Source organism: Bradyrhizobium sp. (assembly GCF_016213215.1).
GTDB lineage: Bacteria > Pseudomonadota > Alphaproteobacteria > Rhizobiales > Xanthobacteraceae > Bradyrhizobium.
The window spans coordinates 21,050-40,166 of the sequence record NZ_JACRAW010000088.1 but is presented as its reverse complement, the minus strand read 5'-3'; the positions used below and the strand labels follow the sequence as shown (position 1 = coordinate 40,166).

The window sequence follows — 19,117 nt, the reverse complement described above, 5'->3', positions numbered from 1 at the left end:
GTTAAGTGCGCATATCCACGGAATCAAATGGATAGGGTCCAATTATACCGTGTCGGTCGGAATGGCTGCCCCTCGCGCGCCCTATGCCTGCGACCCCGATCGCAGCCGCGGACGGCTGTTCCCGGAGCCGCCGAGCAGGACCCGAAGCCCGTTCCGCCGCGACTGTGACCGGGTCATCCACTCCACCGCCTTCCGCAGGCTGAAGCACAAAACCCAGGTTTTCGTCTTCCACGAGGGCGACCATTACCGAACCCGGCTGACGCATTCGCTGGAAGTCGCGCAGATCGCCCGTGCCCTTGCCCGCCAACTCGGCCTCGACGAAGACCTCACCGAAACGCTCGCGCTGGCCCACGATCTCGGCCATCCGCCGTTCGGTCATGCCGGCGAGCGGGCGCTGGACGCCTGCCTCGATGCGCATGGCGGCTTCGACCACAATGCGCAGACCCTGCGCGTCATCACCGCGCTGGAGCACCGCTATCCGGAGTTTGACGGCCTCAATCTGACATGGGAGTCGCTGGAGGGCATTGTGAAGCATAACGGGCCGCTCATCGACCGGAGCGGCCAGCCTATTGGGGGCTACAGCGATCGCGGTGTCCCCGTCGGTATCGCCGACTACACCAGCAAGTACGATCTCGAGCTGTGGAGCTTCGCTTCCCTCGAAGCGCAGGTCGCGGCCATTGCCGACGACATCGCCTATGACGCGCATGATATCGACGACGGATTGCGTGCCGGCCTGTTCCGTATCGACGATCTGAAGGTGATGCCGCTTGCGGCCGAGATGATCGCCGAAATCGACCGGCATTATCCCGGACTTGAGGACGCCCGAAGGGGCGCCGAACTGGTCCGCGAATTGATCTCCTATCTGATCAACGCTGTGTTCACCCAGGCGCAGAAGAACATCGCGGCGCTTCAGCCGCAATCCGCCGAGGACGTGCGCAACCAGAACCACGCGCTCATCGCGTTTCCCTCCGGCGTCGCCGAGGAGGAGGCATCGATCAAGACCTTCCTGTACCAGCACATGTACCGCCATCCGCGGGTGATGCGGGTGATGGGAGACGCGGAACGGGTCCTGTTCGACCTGTTCTCCCGCTACCAGACGATGCCGGGCGATCTCCCGCCGGAATGGCTGGACGGCGCGGAGCGGGACAGCGCGGCGGAGCGCGCGCGGCGGATCGGCAATTTCATTGCCGGAATGACTGATCGCTTCGCGATGACCGAACACCAGCGGCTTTTTGACTCGACCCCGGATTTGCGTTAGGCGGCGGCCCATGGCCGAAACATCCCCATCGCTGCATCTCTTTGCCGACGTGCTGGCGCGTGTGCGCGCCGCATGCGGTGCGCTCGCGACCGAGGCCAATTGGCCTCAGGGCGTCGATTTTTCGCGCGTCGTGGTCGAGCCGCCGCGAGATCCGACCCATGGCGACATGGCGACGAACGCGGCGATGGTGCTGGCCAAGGAGGCGAAGGCGAAACCGCGCGATCTCGCCGAGCAGATCGCCTCCCGCCTGCGAGCGGACGATCTGATCGCTTCTGTCGACGTCGCAGGACCCGGGTTCATCAACATCACCCTGAAGCCCTTTGCCTGGGTGGAGGCTCTGCGCACCATCCTGCGCGAGGGAGCCGGATACGGTCGCATCGCGAGCACTGGCGGCAAGGTGAATGTCGAATACGTCTCCGCCAATCCGACCGGCCCGATGCATGTCGGCCATTGCCGCGGCGCCGTGTTCGGTGATGCCCTGTGTAACCTGCTGCAGTTCGCCGGACACGACGTCACCCGCGAGTACTACATCAACGATGCCGGCGCGCAGGTCGACGTGCTCGCGCGCTCGGCTTTCCTCAGGTATCGCGAGGCCTTGGGAGAGCATATTGGCGCGATTCCCGAAGGGCTCTATCCCGGCGACTATTTGAAGCCGGTAGGGCAGGCGCTCGCGAGAGATTACGGCGATCGGCTGCGGTCGATGGCGGAGGCTGAGTGGCTGCCGATCGCACGCAACAAGGCGATTTCTATGATGATGGACGAGATCAAGGGCGATCTCGCTGCGCTCAACATCCATCACGACGTGTTCTTTTCCGAGCGGTCGCTGATCGCAGGCGGAAACAACAGGGTCGCCGACACCATCGACTTCCTGCGCGCCAAGGGCGATGTCTATGAAGGCCGCCTGCCACCGCCGAAGGGCGCACCGGTCGAGGATTGGGAAGACCGCGAGCAGCTGTTGTTCCGGGCCACCGCTTACGGCGACGACGTCGACAGGCCGCTAATCAAGTCTGATGGTTCCTACACCTATTTCGCGTCGGACATCGCCTATCACAAGAACAAGTTCGACCGCGCCTTTCATGAGATGATTGATGTATGGGGCGCCGATCATGGCGGCTACATCAAGCGCATGCAGGCGGCGATCAAGGCCGTCACCGCCGGCAAGGCGGCGCTCGACGTCAAGATCGTCCAGCTGGTCAAGCTGTTGCGCAATGGCGAGCCGGTGAAGATGTCGAAGCGCGCAGGCGACTTCGTTACCTTGCGCGAGGTCGTCGATGAGGTCGGCCGCGATGCCGTCCGCTTCATGATGCTTTACCGCAAGAACGATGCGGTGCTGGAATTTGACCTTTCCGAGGTGATCAAGCAGTCAAAGGACAATCCCGTTTTCTACGTCCAATATGGACACGCCCGCAGCCACTCGGTGTTCCGCAACGCGAGGGCCGTGATTTCGGATCTTCCGGAGCAAGGGGAGGCTCGCGCCGCCTTTCTTCTGCAAGCGCCGATCGAGCGACTCACCGATTCGGCGGAACTCGATCTCTTGAAGCGGCTCGCCCTGTACCCCCGGATTGTCGAGGGGGCGGCGGCGGCTCATGAGCCGCACCGGATCGCATTTTACCTGTATGATGTTGCCAGCGAATTTCATTCCCTTTGGAACAAGGGAAATGATTTGCCTAATTTACGCTTCATTATGAATAATGATGGAGAGCTTACAAAGGCGCGACTGGCTATGGTTCAGGGCGTCGTCTCGGTTCTGGCATCAGGATTGGCCATACTTGGGGTCCATGCTCCAGACGAGATGCGGTAGTTCGGGGCAAACGGCTTTTGGGGATTGGGGGGAGAATCCGGGACCAGCCGGCTCGCTTTCGAATGCGACTTGTTTGAAAGCCTTTATGGGATGAAAGCTGTGTGGGTCGAAGGACTTAGTGGCTTTCCCGAAGGGACGCATCATCACGATGGCCGATCGATATCAAGACAGACCCTTTCCCGCCGATGACTATAGTCATGGCGATGATCAGCATGGGTCGGCAAGGGCGGAAAGCGACCCTTTGGCGGAGCTCGCGCGGCTGATCGGACAGACGGATCCGTTTGGCACCCCGAGTCGGGCCAGTGTGAAGGTGCCGCCGCACAGTGCGCCCGAACCGTACCAGCCGCCTGTTGAAAGCTACGAAGAACCGGAGGCGCAGCTGCCCAGCCCGCCAGCGTGGATGCGGCGCGCCAACGTGCAGGCGCAGCCGCAGCCGAGCGCACCGCCGCAGCAAGTCGAGTTCTCCGCCGGGCACCCTGTGCACCCGCTGCATCGCCACGCTCAGCCCGCAACGCCGGAGCAGGACTACCAGCAACATGCGTCCTACCCGGAAGGCGAGGACACCGAGCAACAGCACGATCCGTCGCGCTATGACGACGCGCTGTATGGCCAGCTTGAAACGGGCGAGCAGCAATACCAGAGCGAGCCTGCGTATGAGGATGATCCTTACGCCTATCAGAGCGATTATCCGGAAGACGTCGACGAAGAAGAAGCTCCGAAGCGTCGCGGCGGCATGCTGGCCGTTGCTGCGGTTCTGGCGCTTGCCGTCGTCGGCACCGGTGCCGCATTTGCCTACCGTACCTACATCGGATCGCCCCGCAGCGGTGAGCCGCCGATCATCAAGGCCGACAACAGCCCGACCAAGATCATGCCGGCGCCGTCTGACGGATCGGGCAAGCTGCTGGACCGGGTAGCGTCAGCCGATGGCACGGAGAAGATCGTGCCGCGTGAAGAGGCGCCGGTCGATATCAACGCGCGGTCCGGTGGACCCAGGGTAGTCTTTCCGCCGCTGAACCAGAATGCCAATCCTCCGCCAGTGGCGAGCGTGGCACCCAGCAATATGCCCCCGCCGAGCGCGGGGCCGGTTCCAAGCAACGGGACGCTATCGAACAACGAGCCCCGCCGGATCAGGACGCTTTCGGTCAAAGGCGATCAGATGGATGCCGCTGCAGCCCCCGCGCCAACTTCGGCCGGGACAAGGCCCGCCGCTACCCCCAAGACGACGACTGCCGCGCCAGCGCGCAATCCGCCGAGTCAGGCCAATGCGAGCGCGAATGCTCCTATGTCACTGGCGCCGCAGGCTTCCCCGCCCGAGCCTGCCCCGACCAGGGTGGCGACGGCCAACCCGACGCAAGTTGCGACGAGTGCCAACCCGGCCAGCGAAGGTACCGGTGGGTACATGGTATCGATTTCCTCGCAACCGACGGAGGCAGGGGCGAGGGATTCCTATCGTGTGCTGCAAGGCAAGTTCCAGTCCGTGCTTGGATCTCGTTCGCCAGTGATCCGGCGGGTCGATTTGAACGACAGGGTTGTGTATCGCGCGATGGTGGGTCCATACCGGACGCGGCAAGAGGCTGCGCAGTTCTGCACTGAGCTGAAGGCGGCCGGCGGTCAGTGTTTCATCCCATAGAATTCGCAGCCGTTTCCTTGACCCCCTGACGGGGTGAGGCTAATCGGCCCAGATGAGCACACGGGCTTTTATTACCGGCGTATCCGGAACGAAGCTGACCGACGCCGAGCGCGAATTCATTCGCGCCGAGCGGCCATGGGGCTTCATCCTGTTCAAACGGAACGTCGAGAACTCGGCTCAAGTGGCTTTGCTGGTTGGGGAATTGCGTGAGGCTGTTGGCGAACCAGATACGCCGGTCCTGATTGATCAGGAAGGCGGCCGGGTGCAACGGCTTGGCCCACCGCACTGGCCGATCTACCCGCCGGGCGCCGTATTCGGGTCGCTCTACGACATCGATCCGGCGCTGGGGCTGAAGGCAGCCAGCTTGAGCGCCCGCCTGATCGCGGCCGATCTCGCCGAGCTTGGCATCACGGTCGATTGTCTCCCGCTCGCCGATGTCCCGGTGGCTGGAGCGGACGCTGTCATCGGCAACCGCGCCTATGGCAACGAGCCGGCGAAAGTTGCGGCGATCGCGCGAGTGGTAGCCGAAGGCCTGGAGCGTGGAGGCGTCCTGCCCGTGCTCAAGCACATTCCCGGCCATGGCCGGGCGACGGCAGATACCCATTTCCGGCTTCCCGTGGTCGATGCCCCCCGAGATGAGCTGGAACGGACCGATTTCGCTGCGTTCAAGCCATTGGCGGACCTGCCGATGGCCATGACCGCACATGTTGTGTTTAGCGCTTTTGACCCCGTACATCCGGCCACGACTTCTGCGACAATGGTGGAGCAGGTGATTCGCGGCGTAATCGGGTTCCAGGGTTTGTTGATGAGTGATGACGTTTCCATGAACGCTCTGGCTGGATCGATCGCCGAGCGCACACGGGCCATCACCGCAGCTGGCTGCGACATGGTTCTGCACTGCAACGGCAACATCGAGGAAATGCGCGAGGTGGCCAGCCAGACGCCCGAATTGTCGGGTAGGGCGCTGGAACGCGCCCGCAGGGCGCTTTCGTTGCGGAAGGCCCCGCAGGACTTCGACCGGACGGCGGCCCGGGTCGAATTGGACGCATTGATCGAACGGGCAAACACGGCGAGCGTATGAGCGCGGAAATCCTATCCTTTGAGACCGGGCGGCCGGCCGAGCTTGCCGAGGGCGAGCCGGCGCTGGTTGTCGATGTTGAGGGCTATGAGGGCCCGCTCGACCTGTTGCTTGCGCTCGCGCGGCAGCAGAAGGTCGATCTCGCCAAGATCTCGATCCTGGCGCTCGCGGACCAGTACCTCCAGTTTATCGAGGCGGCGCGCAAGATCCGGCTGGAGCTGGCCGCGGACTATCTCGTCATGGCCGCCTGGCTCGCTTTCCTCAAGTCGCGGCTGCTCCTGCCCGAACCGCCGACGGCGGAAGGGCCCAGCGCGGAGGAGATGGCGACCGCGCTCGCCAACCGGCTGCGCCGGCTGGAAGCCATTCGCGAGGCCGCCAACCGGCTCATGAACAGGCCGCAGTTCCGGCGTGACATCTTTCCACGCGGCAATCCCGAGGTCATCGCCGAGATCAGGCATCCCAAGTACACGGCCACCCTGTACGACCTGCTGACGGCCTATGCTGTCCAGCGCCAGCAAAATGTGCTGGCCAGCGTCCATCTTGCCCGGCGCACGGTGTGGTCGCTTGTAGAGGCGCGCGCATCGCTGGAGCGCATCGTCGGCATGGTGGACACCGAACAGTGGAGCTGCCTTGACGATTACCTGCTTCGCTACGTCGTCGATCCCACGCAACGGGCAACCGTATTCGCCTCGAGCTTCGCGGCCGCGCTGGAGCTGGTGCGGGAAGGCGAGATGGAGCTGAACCAGAAAGAGGCGTTTGCGCCGATCTATTTCCGCAAGCGGTTGCCGCAGCCGGCGCCCGACGCGGTCTCCGCGCCGGACGTCCAGTAAGTACCAGAAGGAGAAGCTGCCATGGCAAGCCTGGCGGAGAAGCGCATCGAAATCGCACAGGTCGAAATCGAAGAGGTCGAGCAGGTGCAGGCGGAAGACAGTCCCCAGGCTCGCCCCGAGGAACTAAGGCTTCTCGAAGCGCTGCTGTTTGCCTCGAGCGAGCCGCTCGATACGGCGACGCTCGCCAAGCGCATGCCTGATGGCGTGGACGTCAAGGCGGCGCTCGCCCAGTTGCAGGCGGAATATGCGCCGCGCGGGGTCAATCTGGTGCGCATCGCCAACAAGTGGGCCTTCCGCACGGCCGGCGATCTTGCCTGGCTGATGACCCGGGAAAGCACGGAAACACGTCGCCTGTCACGCGCCGCCATCGAGGTACTCTCGATCATCGCCTATCACCAGCCGGTGACCAGAGCGGAGATCGAGGAGATCCGTGGCGTCGTCACGTCGAAGGGCACGCTCGACGTGCTGCTCGAGACCGGCTGGATCAAGCCGCGCGGCCGGCGCAAGACGCCCGGGCGCCCGTTGACCTTCGGCACCACCGAGGCATTCCTGTCTCAGTTCAGCCTGGAGTCGCTGAACGACCTGCCGGGCCTTGAAGAGCTGAAAGGCACGGGGCTGTTGGACACCCGCCTGCCGACCGGGTTCACCGTGCCGACGCCTTCGGACGATCCGACCCTGCGGGAGGACGAGGAGCCGCTCGATCCGGGCGATCTGGAACTCGCTTTGGCGCCGCGGGTCGAACCCGAGGGCGGCAACGAGAGCTGACGCCCCGGCCCCAGCCGGGCGTCCGGCCCTGGTTAATCCTGGCGATATTACGCAGCGCCGACAGCGAATTGGCGCCGCTTAAGTCCTTGTTTTTGACACCTGCCAAGCCTAGGTTTCGGGGTAGATCAGGCCGGATCACCGGCCGTGTACACAATTACGCGTTTGGAGGTTGCAGGATGGGTTCGCTTAGCATTTGGCACTGGATCGTGGTGATCGCAGTCGTCCTGCTGCTGTTCGGCCGCGGCAAGATTTCCGATCTGATGGGCGACGTCGCCAACGGCATCAAGGCCTTCAAGAAGGGCATGCAGGACGACGAAAAGACTGCGGAGAAGTCAGAGCCCGTCAAGACCATCGATCACAGTTCCGCGTCGTCCACCGCGACACGCTCGGACGTCGGCAGCAAGGCCTGAGCTCGCAGGCCGGAGGCAGACGCGGGGCGGTCCCGATCCTGACGGTCATGGATTGGGCCGGATCGCCCTGCGTTAACGGAAGACGTCATGTTCGACATCGGGTGGAGTGAACTGGTCGTCATCGCTGTCGTCGCGCTGATTGCCATCGGCCCGAAGGAGCTTCCGGGCGTGCTTCGCATGGTTGGTCAATGGATGGGCAAGGCCCGCAAGATGGCCAGCGAATTCCAGGGCCAGTTCCAGGAGGCGATGCGCGAGGCCGAGATGGCCGACCTCAAGAAAAGCTTTGATGAGGTCAAGGAAGCCGCCAGCGAATTTGGCAGCAACAACGTACTGACCTCGCTGCAGAAGGATGTCGACAGCGCACTCCGCATCGACGATATCGATAAGCCGTCGGAAGCCGCGGCAAGGCCAGCGATAGAGCCACCGGCGACGCCGCCCACGCCCGAATCCCCCACACCAGCAACGTTTGTCGAAGCCGAAGTCCATTCGGCGGCGAGTGAGCCGCTGGCGGTCACCCGGGAGATTGAACCAGCGGCCGTGGCGCAGGACGTTGGGCCGCACCCCGAGACCCTTAAGGACGCCAAAGCGTCATGACTGATGCCGACATTGAGGCTAGCAAGGCGCCATTGATGGATCACCTGATCGAGCTGCGTTCGCGGCTGATCAAGGCGCTCATCGGTTTCGGCGTGGCCTTCATCTTCTGCTTCTTCTTCGCCAAGCAGATCTACAACGTGCTGGTCTGGCCGTTCGTGTGGGTTGCGGGGCCGGAGAACTCCAAGTTCATCTACACGGCGCTGCTGGAATACTTCATTACGCAGCTCAAGCTCGCCCTGTTTGGCGCAGCCTTCATCTCCTTCCCGCTGGTCGCGACCCAGATCTACAAGTTCGTCGCGCCCGGCCTGTACCGGCATGAAAAGCAGGCCTTTCTGCCTTACCTGGTCGCCACGCCGTTCTTCTTCGTCCTGGGATCGCTGCTGGTCTATTTCGTGGTGCTGCCGATGTTGGTCCGCTTCTCGCTCGGCATGCAACAGGTGGCCAGCGACGAGACCGCGCAGATCGCGCTCCTGCCCAAGGTCGGCGAGTACCTCTCGCTGACGATGTCCCTCATCTTCGCCTTCGGCGTCGCCTTCCAGCTTCCGGTTATCCTGACGCTGCTCGGCCGCATCGGGATCGTCACCTCGACAATGCTGCGCGAGAAGCGCCGCTATTTCATTGTCGTCGCCTTCATCATCGCAGCGGTCCTGACGCCGCCCGACGTCCTGAGCCAGGCCTCGCTCGCGATACCTTTGCTTGTGCTCTATGAGGGTTCGATCATCGCCGTGCGCATGGTGGAAAAGAAGGCGGCTGCATCAGCTTCCAGCACCACGCCGTCCGCCGCCAAGCCGGCGGAGTAGGGCCTTCGGTCAACCCGCGTTTCTCTACGATCGCAGTTCAACTTTCGGCACGTGCCTGTGCAGCATCTCCTCGAACGCTTCCGTTGTGCCAGTTTCCTGCAGAACGCGCTTGGGAATGACGGTGAAGTCGTCACGGCTGTAGTACATCAGATAGAAATTTCCGATGCGCAACGCGCTTTGATAATAGCTCCAGTCGATGTGGGAATCGATGCCGTGGGTACGGAAATGGATGCCTCGCTCGGAGAAGGTGAGCCGGTATTCCTGCTTGAACTTCGCCTCATTGGCGACCTTTTGTCGTGCCGCCAGGCGGGCGAGCGCATAGAGTACGGGTAGCAGGAGCCCCAGTCCGATAAAGGCGAGGCCAAGCCAGCGGTAAAAAGCGCCTCCCCACCAAAAGGTCGCAAGGCCGCACACCAGCATCAGCAAGGAGAAGCCTGTGTCCACGGCCAGGAAGGTCCGGGCAAACTGATGTGCGCGAAGCGCTTGTAGATACTCTCCCGGTAGATAGCGGAAGGTAAGTTCGATATCCTTGTGTGTGTCCATGCTGGCGGGCCGGTGATGGATTGAGAGGAGCGGCATTCGAACCGACGGACGTATCGCTACATCGGCAGTCGCATGAATGCTAAGGCAGGTTCGATCCTGGGCAGATTCGCCGGCAAGCAGGTCCCTGATCGGCAGGGTCGAGCCGGGGACTTGACCGTGGGATTTCGAGTTGTTCAAAGGCGCGCGACTTAAGTGACCGGATGAGCCGGCCGCGACGGGAATTCAGCCATGCACGACATCAAGTTCATCCGCGACAATCCGCAGGCTTTCGACGCCGCACTCAGGCGGCGCGGACTGCAGCCGATGTCGGCCAGGCTGCTCGGCATCGACGAGAATCGTCGTGGGGCGATCCTCGCCTCCGAGCAGGCACAGGCGCGGCGCAACGCGGCTTCGAAAGAGATCGGCGAAGCCAAGAAGACCAAGGACGAGGCGCGCGCCGCCAAGCTGATGACCGAGGTCGCCGAGCTCAAGACCCGGATGCCCGAGCTTGAATTGACTGCCAAAGCCGCCGACGAGGATTTGGCGCGGGAATTGTCCGCGATCCCGAATCTGCCGCTCGACGAAGTGCCGGACGGCAAGGACGAGCATGACAATGTGCAGCGCCATGTGTTCGGCAACAAGCGGGCTTACGCCTTCACGCCGAAGCCGCATGACGACATCGGCGGCGCGCTCGGGTACATGGATTTCGAAGCGGCGGCAAAACTCTCCGGCGCGCGCTTTGTCGTGCTGAAGAAGGGTCTGGCGCGGCTGGAACGCTCCATCGGCCAGTTCATGCTCGACCTGCACACCACCGAACACGGCTACACCGAGATCAATCCACCGCTCCTGGTCCGCAACGAAGTGATGTTTGGTACCGGGCAATTGCCGAAATTCGAGGACGATCAGTTCTGGGCGGTGCGGGGCGAATTGCTGATCGACCCGGACTTCCGCCTTCGAACCGAGCGGCTTGGGCTCATCCCGACCGCGGAGGTTTCGCTGACCAACCTCGTGCGCGAATCCATCCTCGACGACAAGCAGCTGCCGATGCGGCTGACGGCCCTGACGCCGTGCTTCCGCGCCGAGGCCGGTGCGGCCGGTCGTGACACGCGCGGCATGATCCGGCAGCATCAGTTTTCGAAGGTCGAGCTGGTTTCGATCACCACACCCGAGAGCAGCAAGGACGAGCTCGAGCGGATGTTGTCGTGCGCCGAGGAAGTGCTGCGCCGGCTCGGGTTGCACTATCGGGTGGTGACGCTGTGCGCCGGCGACATGGGCTTCTCGGCGCAAAAGACCTATGACATCGAGGTCTGGATGCCGGGCCAGGGCGAGGGCGGCGCCTTCAGGGAGATCTCGAGCTGCTCGGTGTGCGGTGACTTCCAGGCGCGACGCATGGACGCGCGTTACCGGGGCACCGACGGCAAGCCGCGCTTCGTGCACACGCTGAACGGCTCCGGCACCGCGGTCGGCCGCGCCCTCATCGCCGTCATGGAGACCTACCAGCAGGAGGACGGCTCGATTGCCGTCCCCGAGGTGCTGCAGCCCTACATGGGCGGGCTGAAGGTGATCGCGCGCGGATAGGTCTTCCCTGTCCATCGCTGTCGCCGGATGGCAGTTGCGAAGTCCGGAGGGCCGGCTATCCTGATGTGCCCTCAGCACGAGCGACGCACATGGCCCTGCACCGCGACATCTTCCGGGTCGGCCGACAATGGGCGGTGACCGGTTTCGGGCTCCAGGCCATCGATCAGCGGCTGAAGGGCGTGATCGACATCAAGATCGCCGAACTGTGGGACGACGAACTCATCGCGCGCAGGCGTGCGATGCCCGGCCTCAATGTCCAGGATTTCGAGAAGGCCCTTGCGATCGGGCGCGAACGGTTTCCGCAATCTCCGGGCAGCATCGCTGTAACACCGGACCCGGCCCCGATGGCTGTCTCGGAAGCGACCGTCGCCACAACGTCGCAACCGACGCCGACGCTGCGCACGGAAGGAAGGCTTGCGCGGTTAGCGCCGCGCTGGCGCATTCGCCGGTAGCCTCCGCGGGCCGCTCTGCAGGGAACCAGTGTTTTGCGCGGTCTTGGCCGTTTGCCTGATCGGCAATACCCGGATAAGACGGCCCTGCACGCACTGGACATTCGAACGGGACCCCGACAACGCATGCGAATTCTCTGCACCAATGACGACGGCATCCACGCCCACGGTCTGAAGGTCGTGGAAGAGATCGCGCGTGCGCTGTCGGACGACGTCTGGATCGTGGCGCCCGAACTCGACCAGTCCGGCGTGTCGCATTCGCTGTCGCTGAACGATCCGCTGCGCCTGCGCGAGGTCGGCCCGCGTCACTTTGCGGTGCGCGGTACGCCGACCGACTGCATCATCATGGGGGCGCGACATATTCTCGGGCCGAAACTGCCGGACGTCGTGCTCTCGGGCGTCAACAAGGGCCGCAACGTTGCCGAGGACGTCGTCTATTCCGGCACAATCGCCGGCGCGCTGGAAGGCACCATTCTCGGCCTGCCATCCTTTGCCCTGTCGCAGGAATTCAGCCTGGAGACGCGCGACCGTCCGCTGTGGGACACCGCGCTGAAGTTCGGACCGGACATCCTGCGCAAGGTTTTGGCTGCCGGCGTGCCCAAGAACACGGTGATCAACGTCAATTTTCCGTCCTGCCCGCCGGAGCAGGTTGCGGGCATCCGCGTGACAAGACAGGGCAAGCGCAATCTCGGTTTCCTGAGGGTCGACGAGCGCCGCGACGGGCGAGGCAATCCCTATTTCTGGATCGGTTTCGAGCGGACCGCCATGATGGATACGCCGGCAGAAGGCTCGGACCTGGCCGCGCTTGCGGCGCGCTATGTCTCGGTGACGCCGCTGCGTCTCGACCGCACCGACGAGGCATTTTCGGAAGCGCTCGTTGACATGTTGAGGTGAAGCCTAGCCGCTGCCGTTACGCAGCGCGGAATCGATGGCCTTGGCCAGCGTTTCCAGTTGAAACGGCTTCTGCAGTGCGGGGCGATCGCGATATTCCTCCGGAAGGCCTGAGGAGCCGTACCCGGTTGCGAAAATAAAGGGCCGTCCCTTTGCCTTGATCAGGTCGGCAACCGGCGAAATCACCTTGCCATTGACGTTGACGTCGAGAATGGCGAAGTCGAAATCGGTCGTTTGGACCAGCCGGATGGCGTCGCCAATGTCGCCGGCTTCTGCTGCGACTCGGTAACCGAGTTCCTCCAGCATGTCGGCGACCATCATCCTGATCATCACCTCGTCTTCGACGAGGAACACAGAACCGCCCGGCGGTCGTGTCGTTGTCATAAAACAGTCCTTGCCCGTCTTCGGAACATTTCGCAGATAAAGCGACTCGTCGCAACGTCCGCGTAGACGAACAGCAGCGTGCGATGGCTATAGGAGAACGAGTCTCTTCAGATTTGTGTTTAGTTGTGTGAACGGCAAGCTATCATCTGCCTGTTCCAAGGACGGAACCGGGATTCGTAGCTAGGACGGGCGGGAGACGCCTCCCTTGATCCAAGGGACGTCGGCCGGAAGACAGGAAAAAGCACGAGCGAAGCAATGACCGCCAATCCGCAGCCGCCGGAGAAGATGATGTTTCAGCTTACGCTGAGACGGCGGGGGATCAGCGATCAGGCGGTGCTGCGCACCATGGAGGAGGTGCCGCGCGAGATGTTCGTCGAAGAGGGCGATCGGGAGGGCGCCTACCACGATAGCGCGTTGGCTATCTCCTGCGGTCAGACCATCAGCCAGCCCTTTGTCGTTGCCTACATGACGGAGCAGCTCAAGCTGCAGAAGCACCACCGCGTGCTCGAAATAGGAACCGGCTCGGGCTATCAGGCTGCCGTCCTGTCGCGCCTGGCCGGGCACGTCCTCACTGTCGAGCGCTACCGCAAGCTTGCCGATATCGCGCGCGCCCGCCTGGAAAAGCTTGGCTGCCACAACGTCGAGGTGATGCTCGGCGACGGATTGAACCTTCCTGCCAACATCGGGCCGTTCGACCGCATTATCGTGACGGCTGCGCTGGACAAGGTCCCCGAGCACCTGATCGAGCGGCTCGATATGGGCGGTATCTTGATCGCACCGGTCGGACCGCATCAGGGGCTGCAAATGCTGGTGCGCCTCACCAAGACCGGGGCCGGAATCGAGCGCAAGGAGCTTGTGGAAGTGCGTTTCGTGCCGGCGCTGCCCGGTGTGGCCCGGGAGCTCTGAGAAGTTCCGTATCGGCAGCACTGCCAACGCCTTATCCGAGGCTTAAGGCGTTGTTTACTGGGCCTGTGTTTACTCAAATCGTTAGTTTGTTGCGTACGAGTGAGTAACCATGTCCGGTATTGCCGAGTTGCTTTACTCGCGCCGCGTCCCGCAGGTCGTGGCGCTGGCGCTGATCTCGTTCGGTTTTGCGGGGTGCAGCGCCGACATGTCGACGCGGCTTTCGCAAAACTCGTTCTCCAACCCCTTTGCTTCCCAGCCCGAGGCCACCGCCTCGGTGCCCGCGGCACCGGTCGAGCGCCGCGAACTTCCGCAGTATTCCCGTCCGCCGTACCATTCCCCCTCGCTGCCGCCGCCGGCCGTATCCGCGCCGCAGTCCTACCCGGTCAGTGGGGGCGGCGGTGTCTCGGGCGGCGGGCGCGGGCTCGCCTCGTACGCGCCGCCGGACAAGCCGCAGCTTGAGGTCACCGGGACGGTGCCGCCGCGCTCCGTTGCGGCAAACCGGCCGGCCGGCACAACCATCATCGTCGGTACCAGCGACACGCTGGACGTGCTGGCGCGCCGTTATCACGTCACCCCTGCCGCGATCCTCGCCGCCAACGGCTATAAGGGGCCGCGGACACTGTCCCCCGGCCAGCAGCTGATCATTCCGCACCCGACCGCAACCGCGACCGCTCCTGCAGCCGCGGCGCCCATCGCGGCGGCTGGCAAGCCGGTTGCGGGCGCGGCTCCTGGTGTCCACTTCGTCAATAAGGGCGAGACCCTCGCCAGCATCGCGCGCCAAAATCACATCTCGATCGCCGAGTTGGCCAAGGCCAACAATCTCGACGCGTCGACCAAGCTCAAGCTCGGCACCAGGCTGACCGTGCCCGCAGCCAGGACGGCGGCCGCGGCCATTCCGGCAGCCCCGGCGCCGGCGGCTCAGCCGACCGCCGCTGCGGCGTTGCCCGCCACACGGGTTGCGACCGCGGCAGCCCCGCAGCAGAGCGCGCGCCTGGCTCAGGCGACCGGCAATATCGAAGAAAAGTCCACGGAAGCGCCGGCCAAGGCGAGCGAAGCCACCGGAGCACTGCCGACGTTCCGCTGGCCGGCCCGCGGCAAGGTGATCGCGAGCTACGGTGCCAAGACCAATGGCAAGTCCAACGACGGCATCAACCTCGCCGTGCCGGAGGGAACCCCGATCAAGGCGGCCGAAGACGGCGTGGTCGCCTATTCGGGCAACGAACTGAAAGGTTATGGCAATCTGATCCTGGTGCGGCACTCAAACGGCTACGTCACCGCATATGCCCATGCGAGTGAGCTGTTGGTGAAGCGCGGCGATACGATCAAGCGCGGCCAGGTGATTGCCAAATCGGGTCAGTCGGGCGAAGTGGCGTCTCCGCAGCTCCACTTCGAGATCCGCAAGGGATCTACGCCCGTCGACCCGCTACAATTCCTCAATGGGGCGTAGCGCCGCGTCGAACCGCGATTGTTTGAGGTTGTAGCACTCCCATCGCCCGCGAAAGCGGGCGATGGCGTTTTGGGGCCTGCTGAACGCGGAGGCGGGGCAGCAATCTACCGGAGTCTTCCCCCGCAATAGCGTAAGCGGTAGATCAACTGCCCGCGCAGAGTGATCTGCTCGGCGCCGTGGAAGTCCTCGATGCTTCCTTCAGTAGCATTGAGGTAACCATGATCTGCATCTTCGAAATGAGCCGGGCCTCGAAAGGGGCGCTCCTCGCTGATCGCAAGAAGCGCCTTCCGCAGGAAGGCGTAGGCCGCCAGGGCTGTTTTCCTGTCGGAAATACCAGGCCTCAGTCCGCCAGCATAGCTCATGGACCAGATGGCTTGGTCATCCTCGCAGACAACTTCCTGCCCGACGAAGAAGCTCATGCCGAAATAGATATCGCGATAGCGGAGGTTTCCGGCGCTGTATTCGAGCTGCTTCGATGCCGGGAGCAGAGGCGTTGAGACCGTGGCATCATCATCCAGACCCGCATAGGTCCGTCGCTTGGCTTCAACCAGAAAGGCAGGGAGATTTGCGGGTAGCGGACGCTCCATGCCGGCCTCCTTGTCGAACCGGAAAGGCTATTACCCGGTCAGCCTCACGCCAAGCCGTCCCGCCAACTCCTGGGTGAACTGCCAGGCGACGCGGCCGGATCGCGAGCCGCGCGTCGTCGACCATTCCAGGGCTTCACGCTCCAGGTCCTCGTCGGTCACCTTGATGCCGAAATGGCCGCAATAGCCTTTGACCATGGCGAGGTACTCGTCCTGGCTGCAGCGGTGGAAGCCGAGCCACAGTCCGAAACGGTCCGAAAGCGAGACCTTCTCCTCGACCGCTTCGCCGGGGTTGATCGCCGTCGAGCGCTCGTTCTCGATCATGTCGCGCGAGAGCAGGTGGCGGCGGTTGGATGTGGCGTAGAGGATCACGTTGTCGGGGCGTCCTTCGATGCCGCCTTCCAGCACGGCTTTCAGCGACTTGTAGGAGGCATCATTGCCGTCGAAGGAAAGATCGTCACAGAACACGATGAAGCGAAACGGCGAGCTTCGCAGGAGCTCCATGAGGGATGGCAGGCTCTCGATGTCCTCGCGATGGATCTCGATCAGCTTGAGGCGATCCGCCGCTTTGCGTTCGGAATTGATGCGGGCATGGGTCGCCTTGACCAGCGACGATTTGCCCATGCCGCGCGCGCCCCATAGCAAGGCGTTGTTGGCGGGCAGGCTATCGGCGAACCGCTCGGTATTCTCGATCAGGATGTCGCGCATCCGGTCGATGCCCTTGAGCAGGAACAGCTCGACCCGGCTGACCCGCGGCACGGCAGAGAGGCGCCCGTCAGGGTGCCAGACGAAGGCGTCGGCATGGTCAAGCGACGCGGGCGCGGCGAGGGTTGACGCATTGGCGGAGAGGTGCGCCGCAATGGTCTCGAGCGCACGCACCATCCGTTCCTCGGAAGAACCGGGGAGGGGTGTGGTGGGGCGTTTTGCCGCTGTTCTGGCAGGCCGCCTGGAGGGGGTTTTCGCGGGGGGGCGGCGCACGGTCTTGCTGGGCTTTTTCGACATGTCGGAAGTTCCTGAATGCGCAGCCTTATCGGGCCTTAAGTCCTGCCGCAAGGTGCGCAAATGAGGGACTTGGCAGCGTTGCAATTGGGACCGCGGCCGCTATAGTCCGCGCGAATTTGGCCGAACCGGTCGCCCCAAGAGGCGGTACCGGCCTTCCCCCGTTCACGAGGACTTTCCGAATGTTCATTACCCCTGCCTATGCCCAGGCCGCGGCCGGCGGCGATACCAACAGCATGTTGATGTCGCTTTTGCCCTTCGCGCTCATCTTCGTGATCATGTACTTCCTCATCCTGAGGCCGCAGCAGAAGAAGGTGCGCGAACACGCCGAAATGGTGAAGAACATCCGCCGCGGCGACACCATCGTCACCTCTGGCGGCCTCGTCGGCAAGGTCACCAAGGTCGTCGATGATGACCAGGTCGAGTTCGAGATTGCCGATGGCGTGCGGGTGCGGCAGATGCGGCAGATGATCTCCGGGGTGCGCGCCAAGGGCGAGCCCGCCAAGGACAGTGCCAAGGACGAGGCCTCCGCGAGCTGAGGCCGCCTGCGCCTCGCGTTCTCCTGATCTGACAGGTCCAGTCGATGTTATATTTCACGCGGTGGAAAGCGCTGGGTATCATCCTAACGGCGCTGATCGTGTGCCTGTGTGCGGTCCCGAATTTCTTCCCGGAGGCCACGGTCAAGAAATGGCCGCTTTGGGCGCAGCGCCACCTCGTGCTCGGCCTCGATCTGCAGGGCGGCTCCTACCTGCTGCTGGAAGTCGACGCCAACTATGTGAAGAAAGAGAAGCTCGACCAGGTCCGCGACGACGCAAGGCGCGTCCTGCGTGAGGCCAAGATCGGCTACACCGGCCTGTCGGCCAAAGGCGATGCGGTCGAAGTCCGGGTCAAGGAGACCGATCTGGCCACCGCGCTCACCAAACTTCGCGACCTGTCGCAGCCGCTGGGCGGGCTGCTCGGCTCCAGCGGTCAGCGTAGCCTGGAAATCACCGATGCCGGCGGCGGCCTGATCCGGTTGGGGGTGCCGCAGGCCGCCATCACCGAGCGGGTCCGGCAGACTATCGAACAGTCCATCCAGATCGTCGAACGCCGTGTCAACCAGCTCGGCACGGTCGAGCCGGTGATCCAGCGCCAGGGGACCGACCGCATCCTGGTCCAGGTGCCCGGTCTACAGGACCCAACGCGGCTGAAAGAGCTGCTTGGCAAGACCGCGAAGATGGAATTCCGGATGGTCGACAGCTCGGTGCCGCCCGACCAGGCGCAGCAGGGCAGGGTGCCGCCCGATTCCGAACTGCTGATGAGCGCGAGCGCGCCCAAGGTGCCTTACGTGGTCAAGAAGCAGGTGCTGGTCTCCGGCGGCGACCTCACCGATGCGCAGCCAGGATTCGACCAGCGCACCAGCGAGCCCATCGTTAGCTTCAAATTCAACTCGTCCGGCTCGCGCAAATTCGCTACCGCCACGACCGAGAATGTCGGACTGCCCTTCGCGATCGTGCTCGACAACGAGGTGATCTCGGCTCCCGTCATCCGTGAGCCGATCACCGGCGGACAGGGCCAGATCTCCGGCAATTTCACCGTGCAGTCGGCCAACGACCTCGCGATCCTGCTCCGCGCCGGCGCGCTGCCGGCGCCACTGACGGTCATCGAGGAGCGCACGGTAGGCCCCGGCCTCGGCCAGGACTCCATCGAAAAGGGTGAACTCGCCGCCTATGTCGGCTCGATCATGGTCATCGTGTTCATGCTTGTGACCTACCGGCTGTTCGGCGTGTTCGCCAACATCGCGGTTGCCATCAACGTCGCGATGATCTTCGGCTTGCTTTCGCTGCTCAATGCCACACTGACGCTGCCCGGCATCGCCGGCATCGTGCTCACGGTCGGCATCGCGGTGGACTCCAACGTGCTGATCTACGAGCGCATCCGCGAGGAGCTGCGCGGCGGGCGCAACGCGATTTCGGCGATCGACGCCGGCTTCAAGCGCGCGCTTGCCACCATCCTCGACTCCAACATCACGACGTTCATCGCCGCTGCCGTGCTGTTCTACATCGGTACCGGTCCGGTGCGCGGCTTTGCCGTGACGCTCGGCATCGGCATCATCACCACTGTTTTCACCGCCTTCACGCTGACTCGTCTGATCGTGGCCGGGTGGGTTCGGTGGAAACGGCCGCGCAGCGTGCCGATCTAGGGCATGATC

At 63.5% G+C, this 19,117-nt stretch carries 20 protein-coding genes; 16 read left to right on the top strand and 4 right to left on the bottom strand.

Going from position 1 to position 19,117, the window contains the following annotated elements; translation table 11 throughout:
* Positions 1-49: 49 nt before the first annotated feature.
* From HY852_RS15470 to tatC, 9 genes are all read left to right on the top strand, one after another.
* Entirely contained in the window at positions 50-1,258 is a 1,209-nt protein-coding gene (locus HY852_RS15470) for a deoxyguanosinetriphosphate triphosphohydrolase (protein WP_291605641.1), read from the top strand.
* 10 nt (positions 1,259-1,268) lie between these two features.
* Complete coding sequence (gene argS, locus HY852_RS15465) at positions 1,269-3,059, top strand: arginine--tRNA ligase (protein ID WP_291605640.1); 1,791 nt, start codon at positions 1,269-1,271, stop codon at positions 3,057-3,059.
* A gap of 148 nt (positions 3,060-3,207) precedes the next feature.
* Complete coding sequence (locus HY852_RS15460; RefSeq protein ID WP_291605669.1) at positions 3,208-4,689, top strand: SPOR domain-containing protein; 1,482 nt, start codon at positions 3,208-3,210, stop codon at positions 4,687-4,689.
* 52 nt (positions 4,690-4,741) lie between these two features.
* Positions 4,742-5,770 (top strand): beta-N-acetylhexosaminidase, encoded by a 1,029-nt coding sequence (gene nagZ / locus HY852_RS15455; RefSeq protein ID WP_291605639.1) that lies wholly within the window; start codon positions 4,742-4,744, stop codon positions 5,768-5,770.
* The gene (locus HY852_RS15450; protein WP_291605638.1) at positions 5,767-6,597 is read left to right on the top strand and encodes a ScpA family protein; all 831 of its coding nucleotides are present in this window, start codon (positions 5,767-5,769) and stop codon (positions 6,595-6,597) included. Before nagZ ends, HY852_RS15450 begins: the two co-directional genes overlap by 4 nt.
* Before the next feature lie 21 nt (positions 6,598-6,618).
* The gene (gene scpB / locus HY852_RS15445) at positions 6,619-7,362 is read left to right on the top strand and encodes an SMC-Scp complex subunit ScpB (protein WP_291605637.1); all 744 of its coding nucleotides are present in this window, start codon (positions 6,619-6,621) and stop codon (positions 7,360-7,362) included.
* Between the two features lie 176 nt (positions 7,363-7,538).
* On the top strand, positions 7,539-7,772 hold the full coding sequence (locus HY852_RS15440) for a twin-arginine translocase TatA/TatE family subunit (RefSeq protein WP_291605636.1): 234 nt from the start codon (positions 7,539-7,541) through the stop codon (positions 7,770-7,772).
* A gap of 87 nt (positions 7,773-7,859) precedes the next feature.
* The gene (gene tatB, locus HY852_RS15435; protein ID WP_291605635.1) at positions 7,860-8,366 is read left to right on the top strand and encodes a Sec-independent protein translocase protein TatB; all 507 of its coding nucleotides are present in this window, start codon (positions 7,860-7,862) and stop codon (positions 8,364-8,366) included.
* A complete protein-coding gene (gene tatC / locus HY852_RS15430) occupies positions 8,363-9,166 on the top strand; it encodes a twin-arginine translocase subunit TatC (RefSeq protein WP_291605634.1) in 804 nt (267 codons plus the stop codon). The genes tatB and tatC overlap by 4 nt, the downstream gene beginning before the upstream one ends.
* Positions 9,167-9,190: 24 nt before the next feature.
* Here tatC and HY852_RS15425 read toward each other — a convergent pair whose 3' ends face one another.
* On the bottom strand, positions 9,191-9,709 hold the full coding sequence (locus HY852_RS15425; protein ID WP_291605633.1) for a YcxB family protein: 519 nt from the start codon (positions 9,707-9,709) through the stop codon (positions 9,191-9,193).
* A 228-nt stretch (positions 9,710-9,937) separates the two neighbouring features.
* Between HY852_RS15425 and serS the strand changes: the two genes are divergently transcribed.
* The 3 genes from serS to surE all read left to right on the top strand — a co-directional run bounded on the left by serS (position 9,938) and on the right by surE (position 12,609).
* The gene (gene serS, locus HY852_RS15420) at positions 9,938-11,266 is read left to right on the top strand and encodes a serine--tRNA ligase (protein ID WP_291605632.1); all 1,329 of its coding nucleotides are present in this window, start codon (positions 9,938-9,940) and stop codon (positions 11,264-11,266) included.
* 89 nt (positions 11,267-11,355) lie between these two features.
* Positions 11,356-11,718 carry a hypothetical protein gene (locus HY852_RS15415; RefSeq protein ID WP_291605631.1) on the top strand — a complete coding sequence of 121 codons (363 nt, stop codon included), beginning with the start codon at positions 11,356-11,358 and terminating at the stop codon, positions 11,716-11,718.
* A 123-nt stretch (positions 11,719-11,841) separates the two neighbouring features.
* Positions 11,842-12,609, top strand: coding sequence for a 5'/3'-nucleotidase SurE (surE, locus tag HY852_RS15410; RefSeq protein WP_291605630.1), 768 nt, complete (start codon positions 11,842-11,844; stop codon positions 12,607-12,609).
* Positions 12,610-12,612: 3 nt separating this feature from the next.
* On the opposite strand, the gene HY852_RS15405 is transcribed toward surE, so the two are convergent.
* Positions 12,613-12,990: a response regulator gene (locus HY852_RS15405; RefSeq protein WP_291605629.1), complete on the bottom strand. Its 378-nt coding sequence runs from the start codon at positions 12,988-12,990 to the stop codon at positions 12,613-12,615.
* A 255-nt stretch (positions 12,991-13,245) separates the two neighbouring features.
* Between HY852_RS15405 and HY852_RS15400 the strand changes: the two genes are divergently transcribed.
* Positions 13,246-13,896, top strand: a complete 651-nt coding sequence (locus HY852_RS15400; protein WP_291605628.1) for a protein-L-isoaspartate(D-aspartate) O-methyltransferase — start codon at positions 13,246-13,248, stop codon at positions 13,894-13,896.
* Between the two features lie 109 nt (positions 13,897-14,005).
* Positions 14,006-15,343: a LysM peptidoglycan-binding domain-containing M23 family metallopeptidase gene (locus HY852_RS15395; protein ID WP_291605627.1), complete on the top strand. Its 1,338-nt coding sequence runs from the start codon at positions 14,006-14,008 to the stop codon at positions 15,341-15,343.
* Between the two features lie 104 nt (positions 15,344-15,447).
* Here HY852_RS15395 and HY852_RS15390 read toward each other — a convergent pair whose 3' ends face one another.
* Both HY852_RS15390 and HY852_RS15385 read right to left on the bottom strand, forming a co-directional pair.
* Positions 15,448-15,930 (bottom strand): DUF5680 domain-containing protein, encoded by a 483-nt coding sequence (locus HY852_RS15390; protein WP_291605626.1) that lies wholly within the window; start codon positions 15,928-15,930, stop codon positions 15,448-15,450.
* A gap of 30 nt (positions 15,931-15,960) precedes the next feature.
* Positions 15,961-16,929, bottom strand: a complete 969-nt coding sequence (locus tag HY852_RS15385) for an ATP-binding protein (protein WP_291605625.1) — start codon at positions 16,927-16,929, stop codon at positions 15,961-15,963.
* Positions 16,930-17,108: 179 nt separating this feature from the next.
* On the opposite strand from HY852_RS15385, the gene yajC reads away from it, so the two are divergent.
* Positions 17,109-17,465 carry a preprotein translocase subunit YajC gene (yajC, locus tag HY852_RS15380; protein ID WP_291605624.1) on the top strand — a complete coding sequence of 119 codons (357 nt, stop codon included), beginning with the start codon at positions 17,109-17,111 and terminating at the stop codon, positions 17,463-17,465.
* Positions 17,466-17,509: 44 nt separating this feature from the next.
* A complete protein-coding gene (gene secD, locus HY852_RS15375) occupies positions 17,510-19,108 on the top strand; it encodes a protein translocase subunit SecD (RefSeq protein ID WP_291605623.1) in 1,599 nt (532 codons plus the stop codon).
* Positions 19,109-19,117: the final 9 nt, after the last annotated feature.

Excerpts from the sequence above, each read along its gene's own strand:
- HY852_RS15385 (WP_291605625.1), bottom strand. The coding sequence starts at position 16,929 with ATGTCGAAAAAGCCCAGCAAGACCGTGCGCCGCCCCCCCGCGAAAACC.
- HY852_RS15415 (WP_291605631.1), top strand. The coding sequence starts at position 11,356 with ATGGCCCTGCACCGCGACATCTTCCGGGTCGGCCGACAATGGGCGGTG.
- argS (WP_291605640.1), top strand. The coding sequence starts at position 1,269 with ATGGCCGAAACATCCCCATCGCTGCATCTCTTTGCCGACGTGCTGGCG.
- yajC (WP_291605624.1), top strand. The coding sequence starts at position 17,109 with ATGTTCATTACCCCTGCCTATGCCCAGGCCGCGGCCGGCGGCGATACC.
- HY852_RS15425 (WP_291605633.1), bottom strand. The coding sequence starts at position 9,709 with ATGGACACACACAAGGATATCGAACTTACCTTCCGCTATCTACCGGGA.
- secD (WP_291605623.1), top strand. The coding sequence starts at position 17,510 with ATGTTATATTTCACGCGGTGGAAAGCGCTGGGTATCATCCTAACGGCG.
- HY852_RS15450 (WP_291605638.1), top strand. The coding sequence starts at position 5,767 with ATGAGCGCGGAAATCCTATCCTTTGAGACCGGGCGGCCGGCCGAGCTT.
- scpB (WP_291605637.1), top strand. The coding sequence starts at position 6,619 with ATGGCAAGCCTGGCGGAGAAGCGCATCGAAATCGCACAGGTCGAAATC.
- HY852_RS15460 (WP_291605669.1), top strand. The coding sequence starts at position 3,208 with ATGGCCGATCGATATCAAGACAGACCCTTTCCCGCCGATGACTATAGT.
- tatB (WP_291605635.1), top strand. The coding sequence starts at position 7,860 with ATGTTCGACATCGGGTGGAGTGAACTGGTCGTCATCGCTGTCGTCGCG.
- surE (WP_291605630.1), top strand. The coding sequence starts at position 11,842 with ATGCGAATTCTCTGCACCAATGACGACGGCATCCACGCCCACGGTCTG.
- HY852_RS15390 (WP_291605626.1), bottom strand. The coding sequence starts at position 15,930 with ATGGAGCGTCCGCTACCCGCAAATCTCCCTGCCTTTCTGGTTGAAGCC.
- nagZ (WP_291605639.1), top strand. The coding sequence starts at position 4,742 with ATGAGCACACGGGCTTTTATTACCGGCGTATCCGGAACGAAGCTGACC.
- HY852_RS15400 (WP_291605628.1), top strand. The coding sequence starts at position 13,246 with ATGACCGCCAATCCGCAGCCGCCGGAGAAGATGATGTTTCAGCTTACG.
- serS (WP_291605632.1), top strand. The coding sequence starts at position 9,938 with ATGCACGACATCAAGTTCATCCGCGACAATCCGCAGGCTTTCGACGCC.
- HY852_RS15440 (WP_291605636.1), top strand. The coding sequence starts at position 7,539 with ATGGGTTCGCTTAGCATTTGGCACTGGATCGTGGTGATCGCAGTCGTC.
- HY852_RS15405 (WP_291605629.1), bottom strand. The coding sequence starts at position 12,990 with ATGACAACGACACGACCGCCGGGCGGTTCTGTGTTCCTCGTCGAAGAC.
- HY852_RS15395 (WP_291605627.1), top strand. The coding sequence starts at position 14,006 with ATGTCCGGTATTGCCGAGTTGCTTTACTCGCGCCGCGTCCCGCAGGTC.
- tatC (WP_291605634.1), top strand. The coding sequence starts at position 8,363 with ATGACTGATGCCGACATTGAGGCTAGCAAGGCGCCATTGATGGATCAC.